General features: G+C 71.8%; 16 protein-coding genes. 2 read left to right on the top strand and 14 right to left on the bottom strand.

Features of this window, described 5'->3' with window-relative positions:
* Position 1 precedes the first annotated feature (1 nt).
* The 4 genes from GA0070620_RS31755 to GA0070620_RS31740 are packed head-to-tail and all read right to left on the bottom strand — an operon-like array spanning position 2 to position 4,112.
* Positions 2-913, bottom strand: coding sequence for a carbohydrate ABC transporter permease (locus GA0070620_RS31755; RefSeq protein ID WP_091597354.1), 912 nt, complete (start codon positions 911-913; stop codon positions 2-4).
* A 33-nt stretch (positions 914-946) separates the two neighbouring features.
* Positions 947-2,377, bottom strand: a complete 1,431-nt coding sequence (gene ngcE, locus GA0070620_RS31750; protein WP_091597351.1) for an N-acetylglucosamine/diacetylchitobiose ABC transporter substrate-binding protein — start codon at positions 2,375-2,377, stop codon at positions 947-949.
* Between the two features lie 26 nt (positions 2,378-2,403).
* The gene (locus GA0070620_RS31745; protein WP_091597348.1) at positions 2,404-3,153 is read right to left on the bottom strand and encodes a sugar isomerase domain-containing protein; all 750 of its coding nucleotides are present in this window, start codon (positions 3,151-3,153) and stop codon (positions 2,404-2,406) included.
* On the bottom strand, positions 3,150-4,112 hold the full coding sequence (locus GA0070620_RS31740) for a MurR/RpiR family transcriptional regulator (protein WP_091597345.1): 963 nt from the start codon (positions 4,110-4,112) through the stop codon (positions 3,150-3,152). The genes GA0070620_RS31745 and GA0070620_RS31740 overlap by 4 nt, the downstream gene beginning before the upstream one ends.
* Before the next feature lie 192 nt (positions 4,113-4,304).
* Here GA0070620_RS31740 and GA0070620_RS31735 point away from each other — a divergent pair, with 192 nt between their 5' ends.
* On the top strand, positions 4,305-5,294 hold the full coding sequence (locus GA0070620_RS31735; protein WP_091597342.1) for an N-acetylglucosamine kinase: 990 nt from the start codon (positions 4,305-4,307) through the stop codon (positions 5,292-5,294).
* A 139-nt stretch (positions 5,295-5,433) separates the two neighbouring features.
* Here the strand turns inward: GA0070620_RS31735 and GA0070620_RS31730 are convergent, their stop codons facing one another.
* The 10 genes from GA0070620_RS31730 to GA0070620_RS31685 form a co-directional block, all read right to left on the bottom strand.
* Positions 5,434-5,865, bottom strand: a complete 432-nt coding sequence (locus tag GA0070620_RS31730) for an SRPBCC family protein (RefSeq protein ID WP_091597339.1) — start codon at positions 5,863-5,865, stop codon at positions 5,434-5,436.
* Positions 5,858-6,364: an ArsR/SmtB family transcription factor gene (locus GA0070620_RS33880; RefSeq protein WP_231922032.1), complete on the bottom strand. Its 507-nt coding sequence runs from the start codon at positions 6,362-6,364 to the stop codon at positions 5,858-5,860. The genes GA0070620_RS31730 and GA0070620_RS33880 overlap by 8 nt, the downstream gene beginning before the upstream one ends.
* A complete protein-coding gene (locus tag GA0070620_RS31720) occupies positions 6,357-6,731 on the bottom strand; it encodes a VOC family protein (protein ID WP_091597336.1) in 375 nt (124 codons plus the stop codon). Before GA0070620_RS31720 ends, GA0070620_RS33880 begins: the two co-directional genes overlap by 8 nt.
* 46 nt (positions 6,732-6,777) lie before the next feature.
* Complete coding sequence (locus GA0070620_RS31715; protein ID WP_091597333.1) at positions 6,778-7,680, bottom strand: carbohydrate ABC transporter permease; 903 nt, start codon at positions 7,678-7,680, stop codon at positions 6,778-6,780.
* The gene (locus tag GA0070620_RS31710) at positions 7,677-8,585 is read right to left on the bottom strand and encodes a carbohydrate ABC transporter permease (RefSeq protein WP_091599726.1); all 909 of its coding nucleotides are present in this window, start codon (positions 8,583-8,585) and stop codon (positions 7,677-7,679) included. The genes GA0070620_RS31715 and GA0070620_RS31710 overlap by 4 nt, the downstream gene beginning before the upstream one ends.
* A 64-nt stretch (positions 8,586-8,649) precedes the next feature.
* Complete coding sequence (ngcE, locus tag GA0070620_RS31705) at positions 8,650-10,062, bottom strand: N-acetylglucosamine/diacetylchitobiose ABC transporter substrate-binding protein (RefSeq protein ID WP_091597330.1); 1,413 nt, start codon at positions 10,060-10,062, stop codon at positions 8,650-8,652.
* Between the two features lie 248 nt (positions 10,063-10,310).
* Positions 10,311-11,804, bottom strand: coding sequence for a CoA-acylating methylmalonate-semialdehyde dehydrogenase (locus tag GA0070620_RS31700; protein ID WP_197677493.1), 1,494 nt, complete (start codon positions 11,802-11,804; stop codon positions 10,311-10,313).
* Positions 11,801-13,102 (bottom strand): aspartate aminotransferase family protein, encoded by a 1,302-nt coding sequence (locus GA0070620_RS31695; RefSeq protein WP_091597327.1) that lies wholly within the window; start codon positions 13,100-13,102, stop codon positions 11,801-11,803. The genes GA0070620_RS31700 and GA0070620_RS31695 overlap by 4 nt, the downstream gene beginning before the upstream one ends.
* 61 nt (positions 13,103-13,163) lie before the next feature.
* Positions 13,164-14,063: a hypothetical protein gene (locus GA0070620_RS31690; protein ID WP_091597323.1), complete on the bottom strand. Its 900-nt coding sequence runs from the start codon at positions 14,061-14,063 to the stop codon at positions 13,164-13,166.
* A 25-nt stretch (positions 14,064-14,088) separates the two neighbouring features.
* A complete protein-coding gene (locus GA0070620_RS31685; protein ID WP_091597320.1) occupies positions 14,089-14,958 on the bottom strand; it encodes a hypothetical protein in 870 nt (289 codons plus the stop codon).
* Between the two features lie 212 nt (positions 14,959-15,170).
* On the opposite strand from GA0070620_RS31685, the gene GA0070620_RS31680 reads away from it, so the two are divergent.
* Positions 15,171-16,208 (top strand): hypothetical protein, encoded by a 1,038-nt coding sequence (locus GA0070620_RS31680; protein ID WP_231922031.1) that lies wholly within the window; start codon positions 15,171-15,173, stop codon positions 16,206-16,208.
* Positions 16,209-16,210: the final 2 nt, after the last annotated feature.

Here is a 16,210-nt window from a genome sequence, read left to right as displayed (position 1 = left end):
CTTACAGCTCGATCGTGTCACGCCGGCTGACGCGCAGGGTGAGCGCCGCGAACGTGATCGTCAGGAAGAACAGCGCCACACCCATCGCCGAGGCGTAGCCGAACTGGGAGTAGCTGAACGCGTTGCGGTAGATCTCCATGCCCAGCACGGTCGTGGCGCCGTCCGGGCCGCCCTGGTCGACCGAGAGCACCTGCACGATGGCGAACGCGTCGAACGCCGCGATGCCGAGGTAGACCCAGGCCACCTGGAGGGTGTCCCAGAGCAGCGGCAGGGTCACCTTGAAGAACATCGCCGCCCGACCGGCCCCGTCGATGGTGGCCGCCTCGTAGATGTCCTTCGGCACCGACGCCATGCCCGCCGAGAAGAGCACCACGTAGAAGCCGACCGCCTGCCAGACCAGCACCCCGACGATCGACCAGAGCGCGATCTTCGGATTGGCCATGAACAGCACCGGGTCGATCCCGACCAGGCCCAGCGCGCCGTTGAGCAGGCCGCTGTCGTCCGGCGCGTACACCCGGCTGAAGATGACGCCGACGATGACGACGGCCAGGACCTGGGGGAAGAAGAACACCACCCGGTAGAACCTCGACCCCCAGACCCCGGTCATCACGCCACCCCGGCTCCCCCCGCCCACGTTGAGCATGAAGGCGAAGAAGAGCGCGATGGCGATGGTCAGCAGCGGCATGGCAAGCAGCAGGACACCGTGGTGCCGGACCGCCTTCCAGAACACGTCGTCGGAGAGCAGCCGCTCGAAGTTCTCCAGGCCGATGAACTTCGGGTTGGCGCTCACCCCCCGCCAGTTGGTCATGGCGAGATAGAACGCCTGGGCGTACGGCCCGATGACGAAGGTCACGTAGATCGCGACCGGCACCGTCAGGAAACCGACGATGAACGGGTACCTGCCATGCCGCATGCTTGTCGCCTCCGCTCGATTCCTACCAGCGACTCAGCGGGTGAACTTCTCGATGGACGAGTCGCTCTTCACCGCGTCGGCCGCCTTCTGCATCCGCTGGCAGAACTTGTCCGCCGTGCCACCGTTGAACATCAGCTCGTTGGTGGCGGCGCGGGCCTCGTCGTCGAGCTTCTTGTACCAGGTGTCGAAGCGGTACGAGAAGTAGTCGCTGCCGGCCGCCGACAGCATCGCGTTGCCGCTGGTGAGACCGGGCGAGATCTCCAGGCCGTCGACCGCGCCCTTGACCACGGTGAGCACCTTGGTCAGCTCGGTGAAGCCCTTCGCGCCCTCCTTGGAGAGCATGTGCCGCAGGTACTCCATGCCACCGCGCGGGTTCTTGCCCTTCGAGGCGACGAAGTACATCTCGCCGGCCGCCGCGAAGATGGCGGTCTGCGGCAGCTTGTCGGACGTGGTCACGCTCGGCACCGGCATGACCGCGTACTTGAAGCCGGGCGGGGTGTCCTTGGCCTGCTCGTTCTCCAGCCAGGAGCCGCTGGGGTAGAAGGCCACCTTGCCCTGGTTCTGCTGGAGCTGGACCTCGGTGTGCTTGAGGCCCAGGTGCGCCTTGTTGCCGTACTTGGCGCCGATCTCGGCCCACGCGGCGGCGGCCTGCTTGACCGGCTCCGCCGTCCAGGCGCCGGGCTCCAGGTTGTCGATGTTCTTCAGCACGTCCGGTCCGCCGATCTTGGCGGCGCTGGTCAGGATGACCAGGTACTGGTAGTACGAGGCGTTCGCGCCCGCGTACGAGTACGGCGTGATGCCCGCAGCCTTGATCTTGTCGCACAGCGCGGTGAACTCGGCCCAGGTCTTCGGCGCGGCCCAACCGTTCTTCTCGAACAGCGCGCTGTCGTACCAGAGGCCGAAGACGGTGAAGGCGTAGTTCAGCACGTACGGCTTGCCGTTGAACGTGCCCTGCTCGACCGTGCCCGGGATGAGCGTGTCCCGCAGCTTGCCCGAGCCGTCCAGCGCCGGGGCGTCGAACAGCTCGGTCAGGTCCTGCACCTGCCCGGCCTGCACCAGCGCGCCCTGGTCCATCAGCTTCGAGCCGGCGTTGTTGACCATGTCCGGCGGGGTGTTGCTGGTGAACCGCGGCTGCAGGACGGTGGCGACCTCCTCCGTCTGGGAGAACTTCACCTCCGCCTTCGGGAACTTCTTCTTGTACGACGGGATGTGCACATCGGTGGCGTACTTGGTGCCCAGGCCACCGTTGAAGATGACCACCTCCAGCGGCGCGTCCTCCTTGACGCCCAGCGGGTTGTCCGCGGTCTTCTCGCCAGCGGCCTGCTCCGTCGGCTCGTCGTCGCCACCGGCGACACAGCCGCTGAGCAGACCCACGGCCGGGGTGGCCAGCAGACCCGCCGCGGCGGCGCGACGCAGTACGGTCCGACGGCTCAGCTCGACCGGGTTCTCGGGGGTAACGGACATCGTCGTCTCTCCTTGTGAGATTCGGGTCAGGCGGTCCGCCGGAGGCGCCCGGCGTACCGCGACTCGAGGGCGAGGTTGTGCTCGTCCCCGCCGGGGACGTTGGCGGAGAGGTAGATAGGGGGTACCTCTCCGGCCTGGTGGAACCGTCGTACGACCTCCGCGGTCAACAGCTGCGCCAGCAGCGCGGTGGTGACCGAGGAGACCGCACAGACCGCGCCGCCGCCCTCGAGCGGCAGCAGTGCGTCACCGTACGGCGCGCCGTTGTCCAGCACGACGTCGGCGAGGTCGGCGAGACGCCGCCCGGACGGGTGCCGGGGAGCGACCCGCGCGGTGTGCTCGACCGAGGTGACCGCGATCAACGGATGACCGCGCCCGGTGACCAGCGTCGCCAGCTCGACGACCGAGCCGTTGATGCCGGACTGGGACGCCACCACGAACACGTCCCGCGGCTGCGGCGCCGCGAGCTCGTAGATCTGGTGGGCGATGGTGGGGTCGCGCTCCAGCTTCGGGTCGGCGAGCACGTCGCGCGGGGCGTCGCCGTGCAGCACCAGGTCGTGCACCGAGAGCCGGTTGGTGGGGACCAGTCCGCCGGCCCGCGCGACCAGCTCGGCGGCGAACGCCTCCGAGTGGCCGGCGCCGAACGCCTGGAGCACGCCGCCCTCGCGCAGGCTGGCGGCGATCAGGTCGGCGGCCCGGGTGATCCCGTCCGTCTGCGTGTCGACGAGCCGGTCGAGCACCGGCCGGACGGCGTCGGCGTACCCCTGGGCACTGATCACGAGACGGCTCCCTTCGCGGCCTTGTGTCCGTCGACGGCCTGGGCGGTACGCCGGAAGGCCGCGTGGGCACGGTCGTGGGTGCGCTGCGCGACGGCGATGTAGAGCAGGTCGAGCACGACCAGCTGCGGGTGGCGGGCGCTGAGCGCGTCCGGCCGGAAGGTCGTCGCCTGGCTCGCGGTGACGAGCACGATGTCGGCGAGCTCCGCCAGTGGGGAGCGCGGGAACCCGGTGAGCGCCACGGTGGTTGCTCCCCGGCTGCCCGCCTCGGCGAGCATCTCGATGGTCTCGCGGGTCTGCCCCGTGTGCGAGATGCCGAGGGCCACGTCGCCGGTACGCAGCAGCGCCGCACTGGCCAGCCCCTCGTGCACGTCGTTCCACGCCCAGGCGGCGACGCCGATGCGGTGCAGGCTGAACTGCATCTCCTCGCCGACCAGGGCACTGCCGCTGGCGCCGAAGATGTTCACCCGGTCCGCGCCGGCGATGGCCACCGCGGCCCGCTCCACCTCGGCGAGGTCGAGCAGCGCGGCCGTGTCGTGCATGGCCCGCGTGTCGGCGGCCATGATCTGGTCTAGCACCCGGCCGAGCGGGTCGCCCGGTTGGATCTCCCGGCCGATGTCCACCGTCCAGCCGGCGGAGCGGGCGCGGCCGGTCTCGGCGGCGATCGCGAGCCGCAGGTCGGCGTAGCCCTCGAACCCCATGGCGCGGCAGAACCGCGTTACGGTGGCCGGTGAGGTGCCGCTGCGCTCGGCAAGCTCCACGATGGTGGATCGGGCGGCGGCCTCCGGGTCGGTCAGCACATGCTCGGCGACCCGGCGCAGGGCCCCGGTCAGCTCGTCGAGGCCGCTGCGGACCCGGGCGAGCACGCCCTCGGACGGCGCGCCGAGCGCGCCCCGACGGTCGAACGCGTCGGCGTCGACCACCGCGGTCCCCGCGGAGGTGTCCACCTCGTGATCAACCATGGGACGCCTTTCGGAAAAGACTGTTAACTGTTAGTGGTAAAAGTTCTTACTGCGGGCCCCTCCCTGTCAAGACCGTGGGCGAAGTTTTCAAACTGTTACCTGGTGCACAACGCGCCGGGCCGCCCCGGCCTTGCCCGCAACCCGGCGGCCGACCAGCATGAACGCACGTCGCAAGCAGGGAGGCCGATGCGAATGTCCGGCACCGTCGTGATTGGTCTCGATGTCGGCGGTACGTCCACCAGGGCCGCCGCCGTCGCCCTCGACGGCACCCGACTGGGCACCGGTCGGGGCGGCGGCGGAAACCCCACCAGCCACGGCGCCGACGCGGCCGCCCGGGAACTGCTGACCGCCCTGCGCGGCGCGCTCACCGACGTGGACCCGGCCCGCGTACGCGCCGGCACCATCGGACTCGCCGGGGCCGGCCGGCTGCTCGCCGACCCCGCCGGCCGGGAAGCCTTCGACCGCGCCTGGCACGACGCCGGGCTGCGCTGCCCGTACGCGGTGCACGGCGACGCCCTCGTCGCGTACGCCTCCGGCACCGCGTCGCCCGACGGCACCGTGCTCATCGCCGGCACCGGCGCGATCGCCGCCGCCGTCCACGACCTGCGCCTCGACCGGGTCGCCGACGGGCACGGCTGGCTGCTCGGCGACGCCGGCTCCGGCTTCTGGCTCGGCCGCGAGGCCGTCCGCCGACTGCTCGCCGACCTTGACTCCGGCCGTACGCCGGACGCGCTGGGCCGGCAGGTGCTCACCGACCTGCTCGGCACCGCCGCCGTGGCGGCCCGGCCACGCGACACCGTCGACAGCGCCGTCCAGGCGGTCACCCGGCGCCCGCCGGTCGAGCTGGCCCGGCTCGCCCCGCTCGTCGTCACCGCCGCCGTCGCCGGCGAACCGGTGGCCACCACGCTGATCGCCGAGGCCGCCGACCACCTGGTCGAGAGCGCCAGTCGGATCCGGCCCGCCGACGCCGACACACCGATCGTGCTCGGCGGCGGCCTGCTGACCGGCGCCACCCCGCTCGCCGCCGCGGTCCGCGAGGCCGCCGGCCGGCGCTGGCCGGAGGCGCTGCTCTGCTCGGCCGGCGACGGCGCGGCGGCGGCCGCCTGGCTCGCCGCCCGCGACCTGCCCGAGGTGGACGACCCGGAGGCCCTGCACCCCCTCTTCCTCGCCCCACCCCCCTGACCCGCCCCGCGCCCCGCGCCCCGGTGCCCCCTCGCCCTGATGATCAAGAGGTTCGCGTCAGGTCGGGGCCGGATTCTGACGCGAACCTCTTGATCACCGGACGGGAGGCTGGGGGCGGAGGGTGGGGTGGGGGTGGGGGTCAGGGGGTCTGGGTGAGGAGGTGGTGCAGGCGGGACAGGACGTGGGAGCGCCAGCCGCCGCCGAGGAGGTCACGGGTACGCACCTGGAGCGGGTCGTCGGGGTCGAAGCCGGCGTGTACGAGGAACAGCCGCGTGCCCCGCCCCTCGGGCACGAGCGTCCAGGTGACCACGGTGTCCAACCGGCCGCCCCGCCAGGCCCAGCGCAACAGGCGCGGCGGGTCCAGGTCGAGCACCTCGCAGTGCACCGTCCCGTCGAAGTCCTGCCCCGGTCGCGGATCGGTGCGGAAGGTGAACCGGTGCCCGACGACGGGCGCGGAGTCGTTCGGCATGAGCCAGCGACCGAGCAGATCAGAATCGGTCAACGCCCGCCAGACCTTGACCGGCGGGTGGGGCAGGAACTGGTCCACCGCGACAGTGCCCGGGTCACTCATCGGGCAACTCGTCCAGCACGTCGCGCAGCGCGGTGAGGCGCCCGCGCCAGAACCGCTCGTACGGGCCGAGCCAGTCGGCCACGTCCCGCAGCGGCTCCGGCCGCAGCGAGTAGAGCCGCTGCCGTCCGGCGGGTTGCTCGACGACGAGTCCGGCGTCCTTGAGCACCCGCAGGTGCTCGGACAGGCTCGGGCGGCGCATGTCGAAGTGGTCGGCGAGCCGCTGGACCGGCTGCTCACCCTGATCGAGGAGCAGTCGCAGCAGCTCCCGCCGGGTGGGGTTGGCCAGCGCCGCGAAGACGTCCCCGCCATCGGCACGCCCGGCCGACTCCGACCCGGACCCGGCACCCGCACGCCCGGCCGGACCCGAGCCGCCGTCGGCACCGGCACGCCGGCTCGACCCCGACCCGCCGCGGACACCAGCACGCCCGATCCGCCCCGCACCGTCGTCGATCCGCGGACCCCGCCGGGCCGGGCCGACGGCGGCGTCCGGCTCAGACACGGGTGGACTGGAGGACGATGCCGTTGCCGTCCGGGTCGTCGAAGGTGACGTAACGCCCCCACGGGGCGTCCTGGATGCCGCCGTCGGCGAGCGCGACGCCCCGCTCCCGCAGCTGCGCGACGTCGCCGTCGAGGTCGTCGGTCTCGAACACCAGGCCCTTGAGCGAGCCGGGCGGCATGCTGGGGAACCAGGTGACCAGGGTCAGGGCGGTGGCCGCGCCCTTCGGGGCGACCTGGACCCAGCGACCGCCGGGCCCCATCGGGTTGTCGAAGATGAGGTCGAAGCCGAGGACGTCGAGGTAGAAGTCGCGGGCCCGGTCCTGGTCCCGGACGGGCACGGAGACGAGCTTCACGTGGGTCACGGTCATGCGGCCACAATAGGTAGGAGATATCCTACCGGTCAACCGAGACACCTCACTTGAGCTGGCCCGCCGTCAACCCCGACTGCACCTGGCGCTGGAACACGAGGTAGACCACGAGCACCGGCAGCACCGCGATCGTCAGTCCGGCGAACAGCCGCGCGTAGTCGCCCGCGTACCCCTGGCTGACCGAGAGGGCGAACAGCCCCTGGGCCAGCACCCACTTGGAGTCGTCGCCCTGCATCAGCACCTGCGGTAGCAGGAACTGGTTCCAGTGGCTGAGGAAGTTGAAGATCGCGACGCTGATCAATCCCGGACGCGCCATCGGTAGCATCACCCGGAAGAACAGCCGGAAGTGGCCGCACCCGTCGACCAGCGCGGCCTCCGCCACCGAGGTCGGCAGGGTGCGGAAGAACGCGGTCAGGAAGAAGACCGTGAACGGCAGCGAGTACGCCGAGTAGACCAGGATCAGCCCGGTCCACGTGTTGAACAGGCCGGCGTTGCGCACCACGAAGAACAGCGGCACCAGGGCGAGGAAGACCGGGAACATCAGCCCGCCGACGAACAGGTAGTAGACGAACTGCCGGCCCCGGAACTCGTACCGGCCGAAGACGTACGCGGCCGCGGCGCCCATCAGCATGGTGAGGCTGACCGAGCCGGCCACCACCACGATGCTGTTGAGGAAGTACCGGCCGATGTGCGCCTCGCTCCAGGCCCGCCCCCAGTTGTCGAACCGCAGCGCCGACGGCAACCCCCACGGGTCGGCCAGGATCTCACCGTTGGTCTTGAACGAGCTGAGGACCATCCACAGCAGCGGCAGCACGGTCAACGCGCCCCAGAGCACGAGGAAGCCGTGCGAGAAGACGTTGGCGACGCCGATCTCGCGGCGTACCGGGCGGTCGCCGGGCGCGGGCTCGGCGCCGGTCGTGGCCGGCGCGGCCCTGTCCAGTGTGGTCACGAGTACTCGATCCGCTCACGTCGGCTGGCCCGCAGCGCGAGCACCGCCACCGACAGGGTCAGGAAGAACATCACCACGCCGATCGCCGAGGCGTAGCCGAACTTGGTCTCGCTGCCGAACGCGGTGTCGTACATCCGCACACCGATGACGTCGGTGGAGAAGTTCGGACCTCCGTTGGTCATGAGCTGCACCAGGATGAACCCGTCGAGCGCGAAGATCGCCAGGTAGACCCAGGCCACCTGGACGGTGTCCCACAGCAGCGGCAGCGTGATGCGGCGCAGCGTGGTGAACCGGGTGGCGCCGTCGAGCATGACCGCCTCGTAGATCTCCTTCGGGATGGCCGACATCGCCGCGCCGAAGAGCACCACGTAGAAGCCGACGTTGCTCCACACCATGACGGCCAGTACGCACCAGAAGGCCGTACGCGGGTCGCCGAGCCACGTCGGCGACGAGAGGCCGAAGCCCTTCAGCGCGCTGGTGAGCAGGCCCTGGTTGGGGTGGTAGACCTCCTTCCAGAGCAGCGCGATGATCACCACCGAGAGCACCTGGGGGAAGAAGTAGACCGTGCGGTAGACCGCGGTGCCGCGTACGCCGGTCACGCCAGCGCGACCGCCGCGCCCGCCCATCGTGAGCATCGTGGCGAAGAACAGCCCGAGCACGATGGTCAGCACCGGCACGAGCGCGAGCAGGACCGCGTTGTTCTTCAGCGCGTTCCACACGTAGTCGTCGTGCCAGAGCGCCCGGAAGTTCGCGAGCCCCACCGAGTTGGCGTCGGCCGAGTAGCCGAGCCAGTCGGTGGTGGAGATCTGGAACGCCTGAAGGTACGGCGAGACGACGAAGACGACGTAGAGCAGCACCGGCGGCACCAGGAAGGTGACGATCAGCGGGTACTTGCCATGTCTCACGGTGAGGACCTCTTCCACAGGGGCGTCCGGTGCGGGCGCGCGCCGCACCCGCACCGGACGGGCGTCACGCGGCCCGCTTGTACTTCTTGACCGAGGTGTCCTGGGCGATCGAGTCGGCGCCCCGCTGGCACTGGTCGAGGAACTCCGCCGGGCCGATGCGGCCGCTGAAGAACTCGCCGCACGCGGCGTCGACGAGGTTGCGCTCCAGCTTGCGGTAGTAGTTGTTGTAGACCCAGTTGAAGCCGTTGGACCCGGACGCCTCCAGCGCCTTGACCACCGTGTTCAGCCCGTACGGCAGCTCCACGCCCTCGGTGGCGCCGGCCACCACGGTCAGGCTGGACACCTTGCGGGTGAAGTCCTGGGCGCCGGCCTTGGAGAGCATCACCCGGAAGTACTCCAAGCCGCCGGCGAGGTTACGGGCCTTGGCCGGCACCATGAACGGCTCGCCGGCGGTCCCCCGGACCGCCTCGAAGGGCAGCTTGTCGCCGCTACCGAGGCTGGGCGTCGGCGCGACGGTCATGTTGAACCCGGCCGGGGTGACGTCCTTCTGCTCGCTCTCCAGCCACGACCCGCAGGAGATGAAGGCGGCCTTGCCCTGGCACCAGGCGGTCTGCGACTGCTTGTGGTCCAGGCCCGGCGAGCCCTCCAGGATGTACTTGTCCTTGACGATCTGGTGCCAGGCGTCGGCGGCCGCCTTCATGGCGTCGGACTTCCAGGCGTTGGGCTCCAGGTTGTCGATGGCCAGCGCGACGGTGGGCCCGCCGAACTTGATGGCCGTCGAGATCAACGGCCAGCTCATGTAGCGGGGGTGCAGGCCGGCGTACGTCCAGGGGGCGATGCCGGCGGCCTTGATCTGCCGGCAGAGCGCGATGTGGTCGTCCCAGGTCTTCGCGTACGCCCAGCCACGGTCGGCGAAGAGCTTGGTGGAGTGCCAGATGCCGTAGACGGTGTAGGTGTAGTTGAGCACCAGGAACCGGCCGTCGTACGAGCCGACGTCGACCGCGCCGGGCAGCAGCGTGTCCTTGACCGTCTTGCCGGGGACGTCGAGGCTCGGGGCGGTGAGCAGCTCACCGAGGTCGGCGATGGCGTTCTGGGAGACCAGACCGTTGAAGTCGATCTGGCCGGCGCCGGAGTTGTTCACCACGTCGGGCGGGGTGCCGTCGACGAAGCGCGGCTGGAGTGTCTTGCTGATCTCCTGGGTCGCCGAGTGCTTCACCTTGGCCTTCGGGTACCGCTGCTCGTACATGGTCTCGTGGGCCTTGGCGTACTCCTCGCCGAAGCCGCCGTTGAAGATCACCACCTCGAGCGGGGCGTCCTCGGCGACGCCGAGCGGGTTCTGCTCGCTCTTGGTGCCCTTGTAGACCTCGGCGTCGTCGCCGCCACCGCCGCTGGTGGCGCAGCCGGTGAGCAGGCCGGCGGCGGGGGTGGCCAGCAGGCCGGCCGCGGCGCTGCGCCGCAGGATGTCACGCCTGTTCATGCTCTCTCCTCGGTTCGGGCCGGGCGACCGTCGGTGGGTGGGGGTGACGGCCGCCGGACGAGGGCGCAGGGGAAATTCTTCAGTTCTAAGAATCTTGCTGAAGAATTTCTACGACAGGCGCACGCGGACTTCAAGCCCTGGACATCGAACAGTTACCGAACCGGTCCGAGCGTCACCCGGCACGGCCCCGCACACGCGGACGCGCCGGCCCCGTGGTGCTGCTCGAGGCCGGCGCGAAAGCGGGTCGGTCAGGTCTGGACCGGGAACCCGAGGTTGACGCCACCGTGCCGGGGGTCCAACCACCGGCTGGTGACCACCTTGCCGCGGGTGAAGAACCGCACGCCGTCCTCGCCGTGCGCGTGCAGGTCACCGAAGAGCGACGACTTCCAACCGCCGAAGGAGTGGTACGCCATGGGCACCGGGATGGGCACGTTGATCCCGACCATGCCGACCTCCACCTCGTGCTGGTAGCGGCGGGCCGCGCCCCCGTCGTTAGTGAAGATCGCCGTGCCGTTGCCGTACGGGCTGGCGTTGACCAGCTCCAGCGCCTCGTCGTACGAGCCGACCCGCAGCACGCTGAGCACCGGACCGAAGATCTCGTCGGTGTAGACGGACATCTCCGGGGTCACCCGGTCGAAGAGGGTGGGGCCGAGCCAGAACCCGCCCGGGTCGCCGTCCGGCTCCACCTTCCGACCGTCGACCACCGGCACCGCACCGGCCGCCACGCCCGCCTCCACGTAACCGCGCACGCGGGCGGCGTGCGCCGCGGTGACCAGCGGCCCCATGTCACAGCCCCGCCGGCCGTCGCCGGTGCGCAACCCCGCCATCCGCTCCGCGATCTTGGCGACCAGCGCGTCCGCGACCGGCTCGACCGCGACCAGCGCGGAGATGGCCATGCACCGCTCCCCCGCCGAGCCGAACCCGGCGTTCACCGCCGCGTCGGCGGCGAGGTCCAGGTCGGCGTCCGGAAGCACCACCATGTGGTTCTTCGCGCCGCCCAACGCCTGCACCCGTTTCCCGGCGGCGGTGCCACGCTGGTAGACGTACCGGGCGATCGGGGTCGAGCCGACGAACGAGACCGCCCGCACCTCAGGGTGGTCCAGCAACGCGTCGACCGCCTCCTTGTCGCCGTTGACCACGTTCAGCACACCATCGGGCAGCCCGGCCTCGACGAACCACTCGGCGAGCAGCAACGCCGCACTCGGGTCCTTCTCGCTCGGCTTGAGCACCACCGCGTTGCCGCAGGCCACGGCCACCGGAACGAACCACAGCGGCACCATCACCGGGAAGTTGAACGGCGAGATCACCGCGACCACCCCGAGCGGCTGACGCAGCGTGTACGAGTCCACCTCGGTGGAGACGTTCTCACTGAACGCGCCGCGCAGCGCCGAGGGGATGCCGCAGGCGTACTCGATGACCTCCAGGCCGCGCTGCACCTCGCCGGCCGCGTCGGCGAGCACCTTGCCGTGCTCGGCGGTGATCACCTCGGCGAGGCGGTCGCGCCGGGCGTGCACCAGCTCGCGGAACGCGAACAACACGGCCGTCCGCCTCGCCAGCGACGCGTCGCGCCAGGCCCGGGCCGCGCGGGCCGCGGCGTCCACGGCCACCGCGACGTCCGCGGCCGAGGCCAGCGCCACCTCTCCGGTACGCCGGCCGGTGGCCGGATCGAACACGTCCCCGCGCCGCTCGGAGGCCCCGGCGAACCGCTTGCCGTCGACGAAGTGCCCGATCGCGCCGCTCACGCCGGCACCTCCGCCGCGGTGCGGATCGCGTCGACCAGGATGTCCAGACCCTCCCGCGCCTCGTCCTCGGTCAACGTCAGCGGGGGCCCCATCCGCAGCACGTTGCCGTACAGCCCGCCCTTGCCGACCAGCAGGCCACCGGCCCGGCACGCCTCGAACGCCCGCGCCGTGCGGGCCGGGTCCGGCTCGCTCCCGCCAGGACGGACGAACTCGACGGCGAGCATCAGCCCCTTGCCGCGTACGTCGGCCACGCAGTCGAGGTCCGCCACCGCGGCCCGCAGGCCGTCGGCGAGGATCGCCCCGGTGCGGGCCGCGTTGGCCTGCAGGTCGTGGTCGAGCAGGTAGTCGAGCACCGCGTTGCCGGCGGCCGTGGAGACCGGGTTGCCGCCGAACGTGGAGAAGCTGATCGCCGGCACCGACTCCAGCACCTCGGCCCGACCGACCACGCCGGCGAGGGCGAACCCGTTGCCGATGCCCTTGGCGAAGGTGAGCAGGTCAGGTGTGACGCCGTGCGCCTGGTAGCCCCATAAGTGCTCCCCGGTGCGCCCCCAGCCGGTCTGCACCTCGTCGGCGATGAACAGGATGCCCGTCTCGTCCAGCACCTTCTTCCACGCCGCGAAGAGACCGTCCGGCGGATGCACGAAGCCGCCGACACCCTGGATCGGCTCGGCGATCAGCGCGGCCACGTCCCCGGCGGTCTGGGTGGCGAGCACCTCGCGCAGGTCCTCCACCGCGGCGTCGACCTGCTCGTCGGCGTCCAGCCGGGACAGCAGGCCGCGCAGCCGCTCCCCCGAGTGCAGCCAGGCCACCTGGAGCGGGTTGAGAGGGCTCGCCGACCAGCCCCGGTTGCCGGTGACGCCCATCGCCGCGTACGACCGGCCGTGGTAGCTGTTGCGCACGGCCAGGACCTGGTGCGATCGGCGGTGGTTGGTGGCCATCAGGAGCGCGGCCTCGTTCGCCTCGGTGCCGGAGTTGGTGAAGAACACGCGGGCGTCCGGGATGCCGGACAGTCGCGCCACCTTCTCGGCCAGCTCGACCTGCTGCCGGATCAGGTAGAGCGTCGAGCTGTGCACGATCCCGGTCCGCAGCTGCCGCTCGACGGCGTCCCGGATCTCCGGGATGTCGTAGCCGATCATGTTGGTCAGCACGCCGCCGAAGAAGTCCAGGTAGGTGCGGCCCTGCGCGTCGGTCACCCGGCGACCCGCGCCGGAGACCAGCTCGATCGGTTCGTCGTAGTAGAGCGGCATCCAGGACGGGAGGACCGCCCGGTGCCGGGCCAGCAGATCGTCGGTGGTCATCGTCGCACCCTTCGGTTCGCGGTTACCGCACGCTTTCACCCGCCCCGGAGCGGGACAAGAGTCAGCGTGTAGCGCGAGCATCCGCCCGACCTGACAGAACGTCACGTTTTTCGTCGTCGTTTATCAATCGGGGTGCGCATCCCGTAGCCGTAACCGCCCCCGGCCGTCGTTTTCCATGCCATAGCTGGGGTAGGTGCACCGCCGCCGCCACCAGCGCGAACCCGGCCCAACCGGCGGCCAGACCGGCGGGTAGACCGGCGTCCTGTCCGGCGTGGACACCCACGAGAAACCCGACCAGCGCCAGACTGTTGCGCGCGAAGTGCCGGGTGAACGTCGGCAGGTCCCGCCGGACCTCCACGGCCACCAGCACCCCCGCGTACGGGAAGGTCACCACGAGGCCGCGCAGCAGCTGGCCCAGCAGCCCACTGAGCGCCGCGCCGCCGAGGATGAGCAGCAGTTTCGCCACCGCCGGCACTGGACGACGTGGCCCGGACGGCTCGACGGGGCGGCCCACGTCCCCCCCGGCGGGCGGCGCAGCGGACGCGGCAGGGTGACCGGCGTGGAGCGGACGGCCGCCGACCGGCGGCCCGGCCGGGGTGTGGCGGCGCAGGACGAGCATCGTCAGCAGCCACAGCCCCACCGTGGCGGCCAGCGCCGGGCCGAACGGCACGGTGAACGGGCGCAGCGCGGCGGCGAGCACCACATACCCGGCGACACCGGCGACGTCGGCCAGCAGGATCGGCCAGCGCAGCCGGTGGTGGGTCAGCGCGACAACGCCGAAGAACAGGTTGAGCCCGACCACCCCGACCAGGTGGGCGCCGCCTACCGAGTAGCCGGTGGCCAGCAGCGCAGCCGTCATCGGCAACGGCAGGCTGGCGACCAGGGCCCGCAGCCGCACCGAGCGGATCAGGCTGACCGCCCACACCACGGCCGCCACCAGCAGGACGCCCTGCGCGGTCACCGATCGCCCCCGGGCCGGCCGCCGGTCAGGCCGGAAACGTGGCGAGCGCGGCGCAGGCCCGGAACGTCTCCTCGGTGCGGGCGAGGTCCGCCCGGTTCACCGAGAAGCGGTTCTCGGTGATCTCGCCGGCCGCGCTCATCCCCGCCGTCCAGCAGGCCGTCCCGTCCCAGCACACCAGGTTGACGTGCAGCTCGGCACCGACCGCGCTGGACGGCAGCAGCCCGATCCGTACGCCCGCGCGGCGCTGTGTCTCCACCAGCTCCGACAGCTCCTCGGACAGCTGCGCGTACATGAAGATCCGGGTTATCCGTACACCCCGCTCCAGCGCCGCCAGATTGGCCTCCCAGTACCGCCGGCCGACGTCGCCGCGCCACCAGCTCAGCTCGCCACTGACCCGGGGCAGGACGTTGGTCAATGCGTCCAGGCGGCGCACGCAGTCCCGGGTGGCGCCGAGCAGGTCCTGGCAGTCCGGTCCGGACCGGACGATCCGTCCGTGGCGCAGCTGCTCGACGTCGGCGTGGAACCGTTCGAAGCGGCGCCGGGCCTCCTCGGCGACCCGCGTGTCGGGGTGGCGCTCGACGGCCTCCCGCGCACCGGCGGCCACCTCGGGGACCGCCGCCACCAGCCACGACGGGCCTTCCAACAGCGTCCGCAGGTGGAACCGTCGTTCGGCACGGGCCAGCGAGTCCACCAACAGGGAGATCGTGATGCCCATCAGGCCGGCGAGGAGGGACTCCACGCCACTGGCCGCGCCCGTCAGGTCCAGCGCCAGGGACAGCGAGATCGACAACCCGATGCCGACCAGCGCGACCGGGTCGGTGTGCGCGACCAGCCGGGTGAACCCGAGCGGAGAGCCGAGCCGGCCGGAGCGCGGTCGGCGGAGCAGTTCGGCCATCGACAACCTCCACAGATCCGGCTGCCACCAGCGTACGAACCGCTGGCCAGATGCCCTGGTCAGCGCGGTCGCGAGCGGGGCCGGACCGCCGCTGCTGACGGCCCGGCCGTCGGTTCCGCCGCGTCGACCGGGCAGGCCGCCCCGACCCCACCCCGTTGGGCTGCCGCGTCGATCGGGCAGGCGCCCGAGCAGCGGCCGGTACGATCCGGACCGTGCCCGAGCGTCCCGTCCCACCGTCGCCCGGCGTCGCCCTCCCACCGTCGCCCATGGTCACTCCCGTGCCGGTGCCCCTGCCCGGTGGCGCGTTGCCCGGCGACGGCACGGCGATCACCGAGGGCATCTCCGGCTGGGTCGACGCGGTGCCGCTGCGCGGCCTGGTGGCCCGCTTCGGCGGCGACTGGCCGGCCGGCGACCTCGCCGCCGTTCTCGCCGGACTGGACGACTTCTCCGCCCGGCACTGGGACTTCCGAGGCGGCCGGGAACGGCCCGAGGCCCGGGAGCCGGCACTGGACCCGGCCACCGCCGCGCAGGTCCTCGCCGCCGCCACCACGCTCGGCCTGGTCCGGCCGCAGGCGCCGGCCCGCGACGACTACGCCCACCTCGTGGTGCTCGGCGGGCTGGCACACGCCTGCCTGCGCCGGGTCGCGTGCGCGGCCCACCTGCTGCGCGCCGGCACCGGGGTGACCGGCGAGGTCGCGGTGCTCGGCAGCTACCGCCCACTGTCGGAGGCGGAGCAGCGCGCCCTGGCCGACGCCGGGGTGACCGGCTGCGACACCGAGGTCGACGCGCTCGACGCCGGGGTCCGGCTCGCGTTCGGCGTGACGGCGCCGGACGAGGAGGACGGCCTGGACGCCGGGCACCCGCACCACTCCTGGTCGTCGCGGACCTACCGGCCGGCGGGCACCCCACCCGTGCGGGTGCTGGCCGCCCCGTCCAGCGAGCCCGAGCGGCGCCGCGCCCACACCGCCGACACCCAGCGGTTCTGGGCCGGGCACGCCCGACTCACCGCGGGCGACCCGGTGCTGCTGGTCACCGCCCCGATCTACGTGCCGTTCCAGCACTGCGACGCGTTGCGCACCCTCGCCGTGCCGTACCGGTGCGGGATCGACACGGTCGGCGTCGACCCCGCCCTGCCCGACCTGGCGCGACTGCCGGAGCCGACGCTGACCCCGGGCCGCTACCTCCAGGAGATCCGCTCGGCGATCCGCTCGATGCGCGCCCTGCACGCCACCCTGACGCCGGAGGCGTGACC

Origin of the sequence: Micromonospora krabiensis (genome assembly GCF_900091425.1) — a bacterium.
GTDB classification, from domain to species: domain Bacteria; phylum Actinomycetota; class Actinomycetes; order Mycobacteriales; family Micromonosporaceae; genus Micromonospora; species Micromonospora krabiensis.
This window is presented reverse-complemented; position numbering and strand designations above follow the sequence as displayed.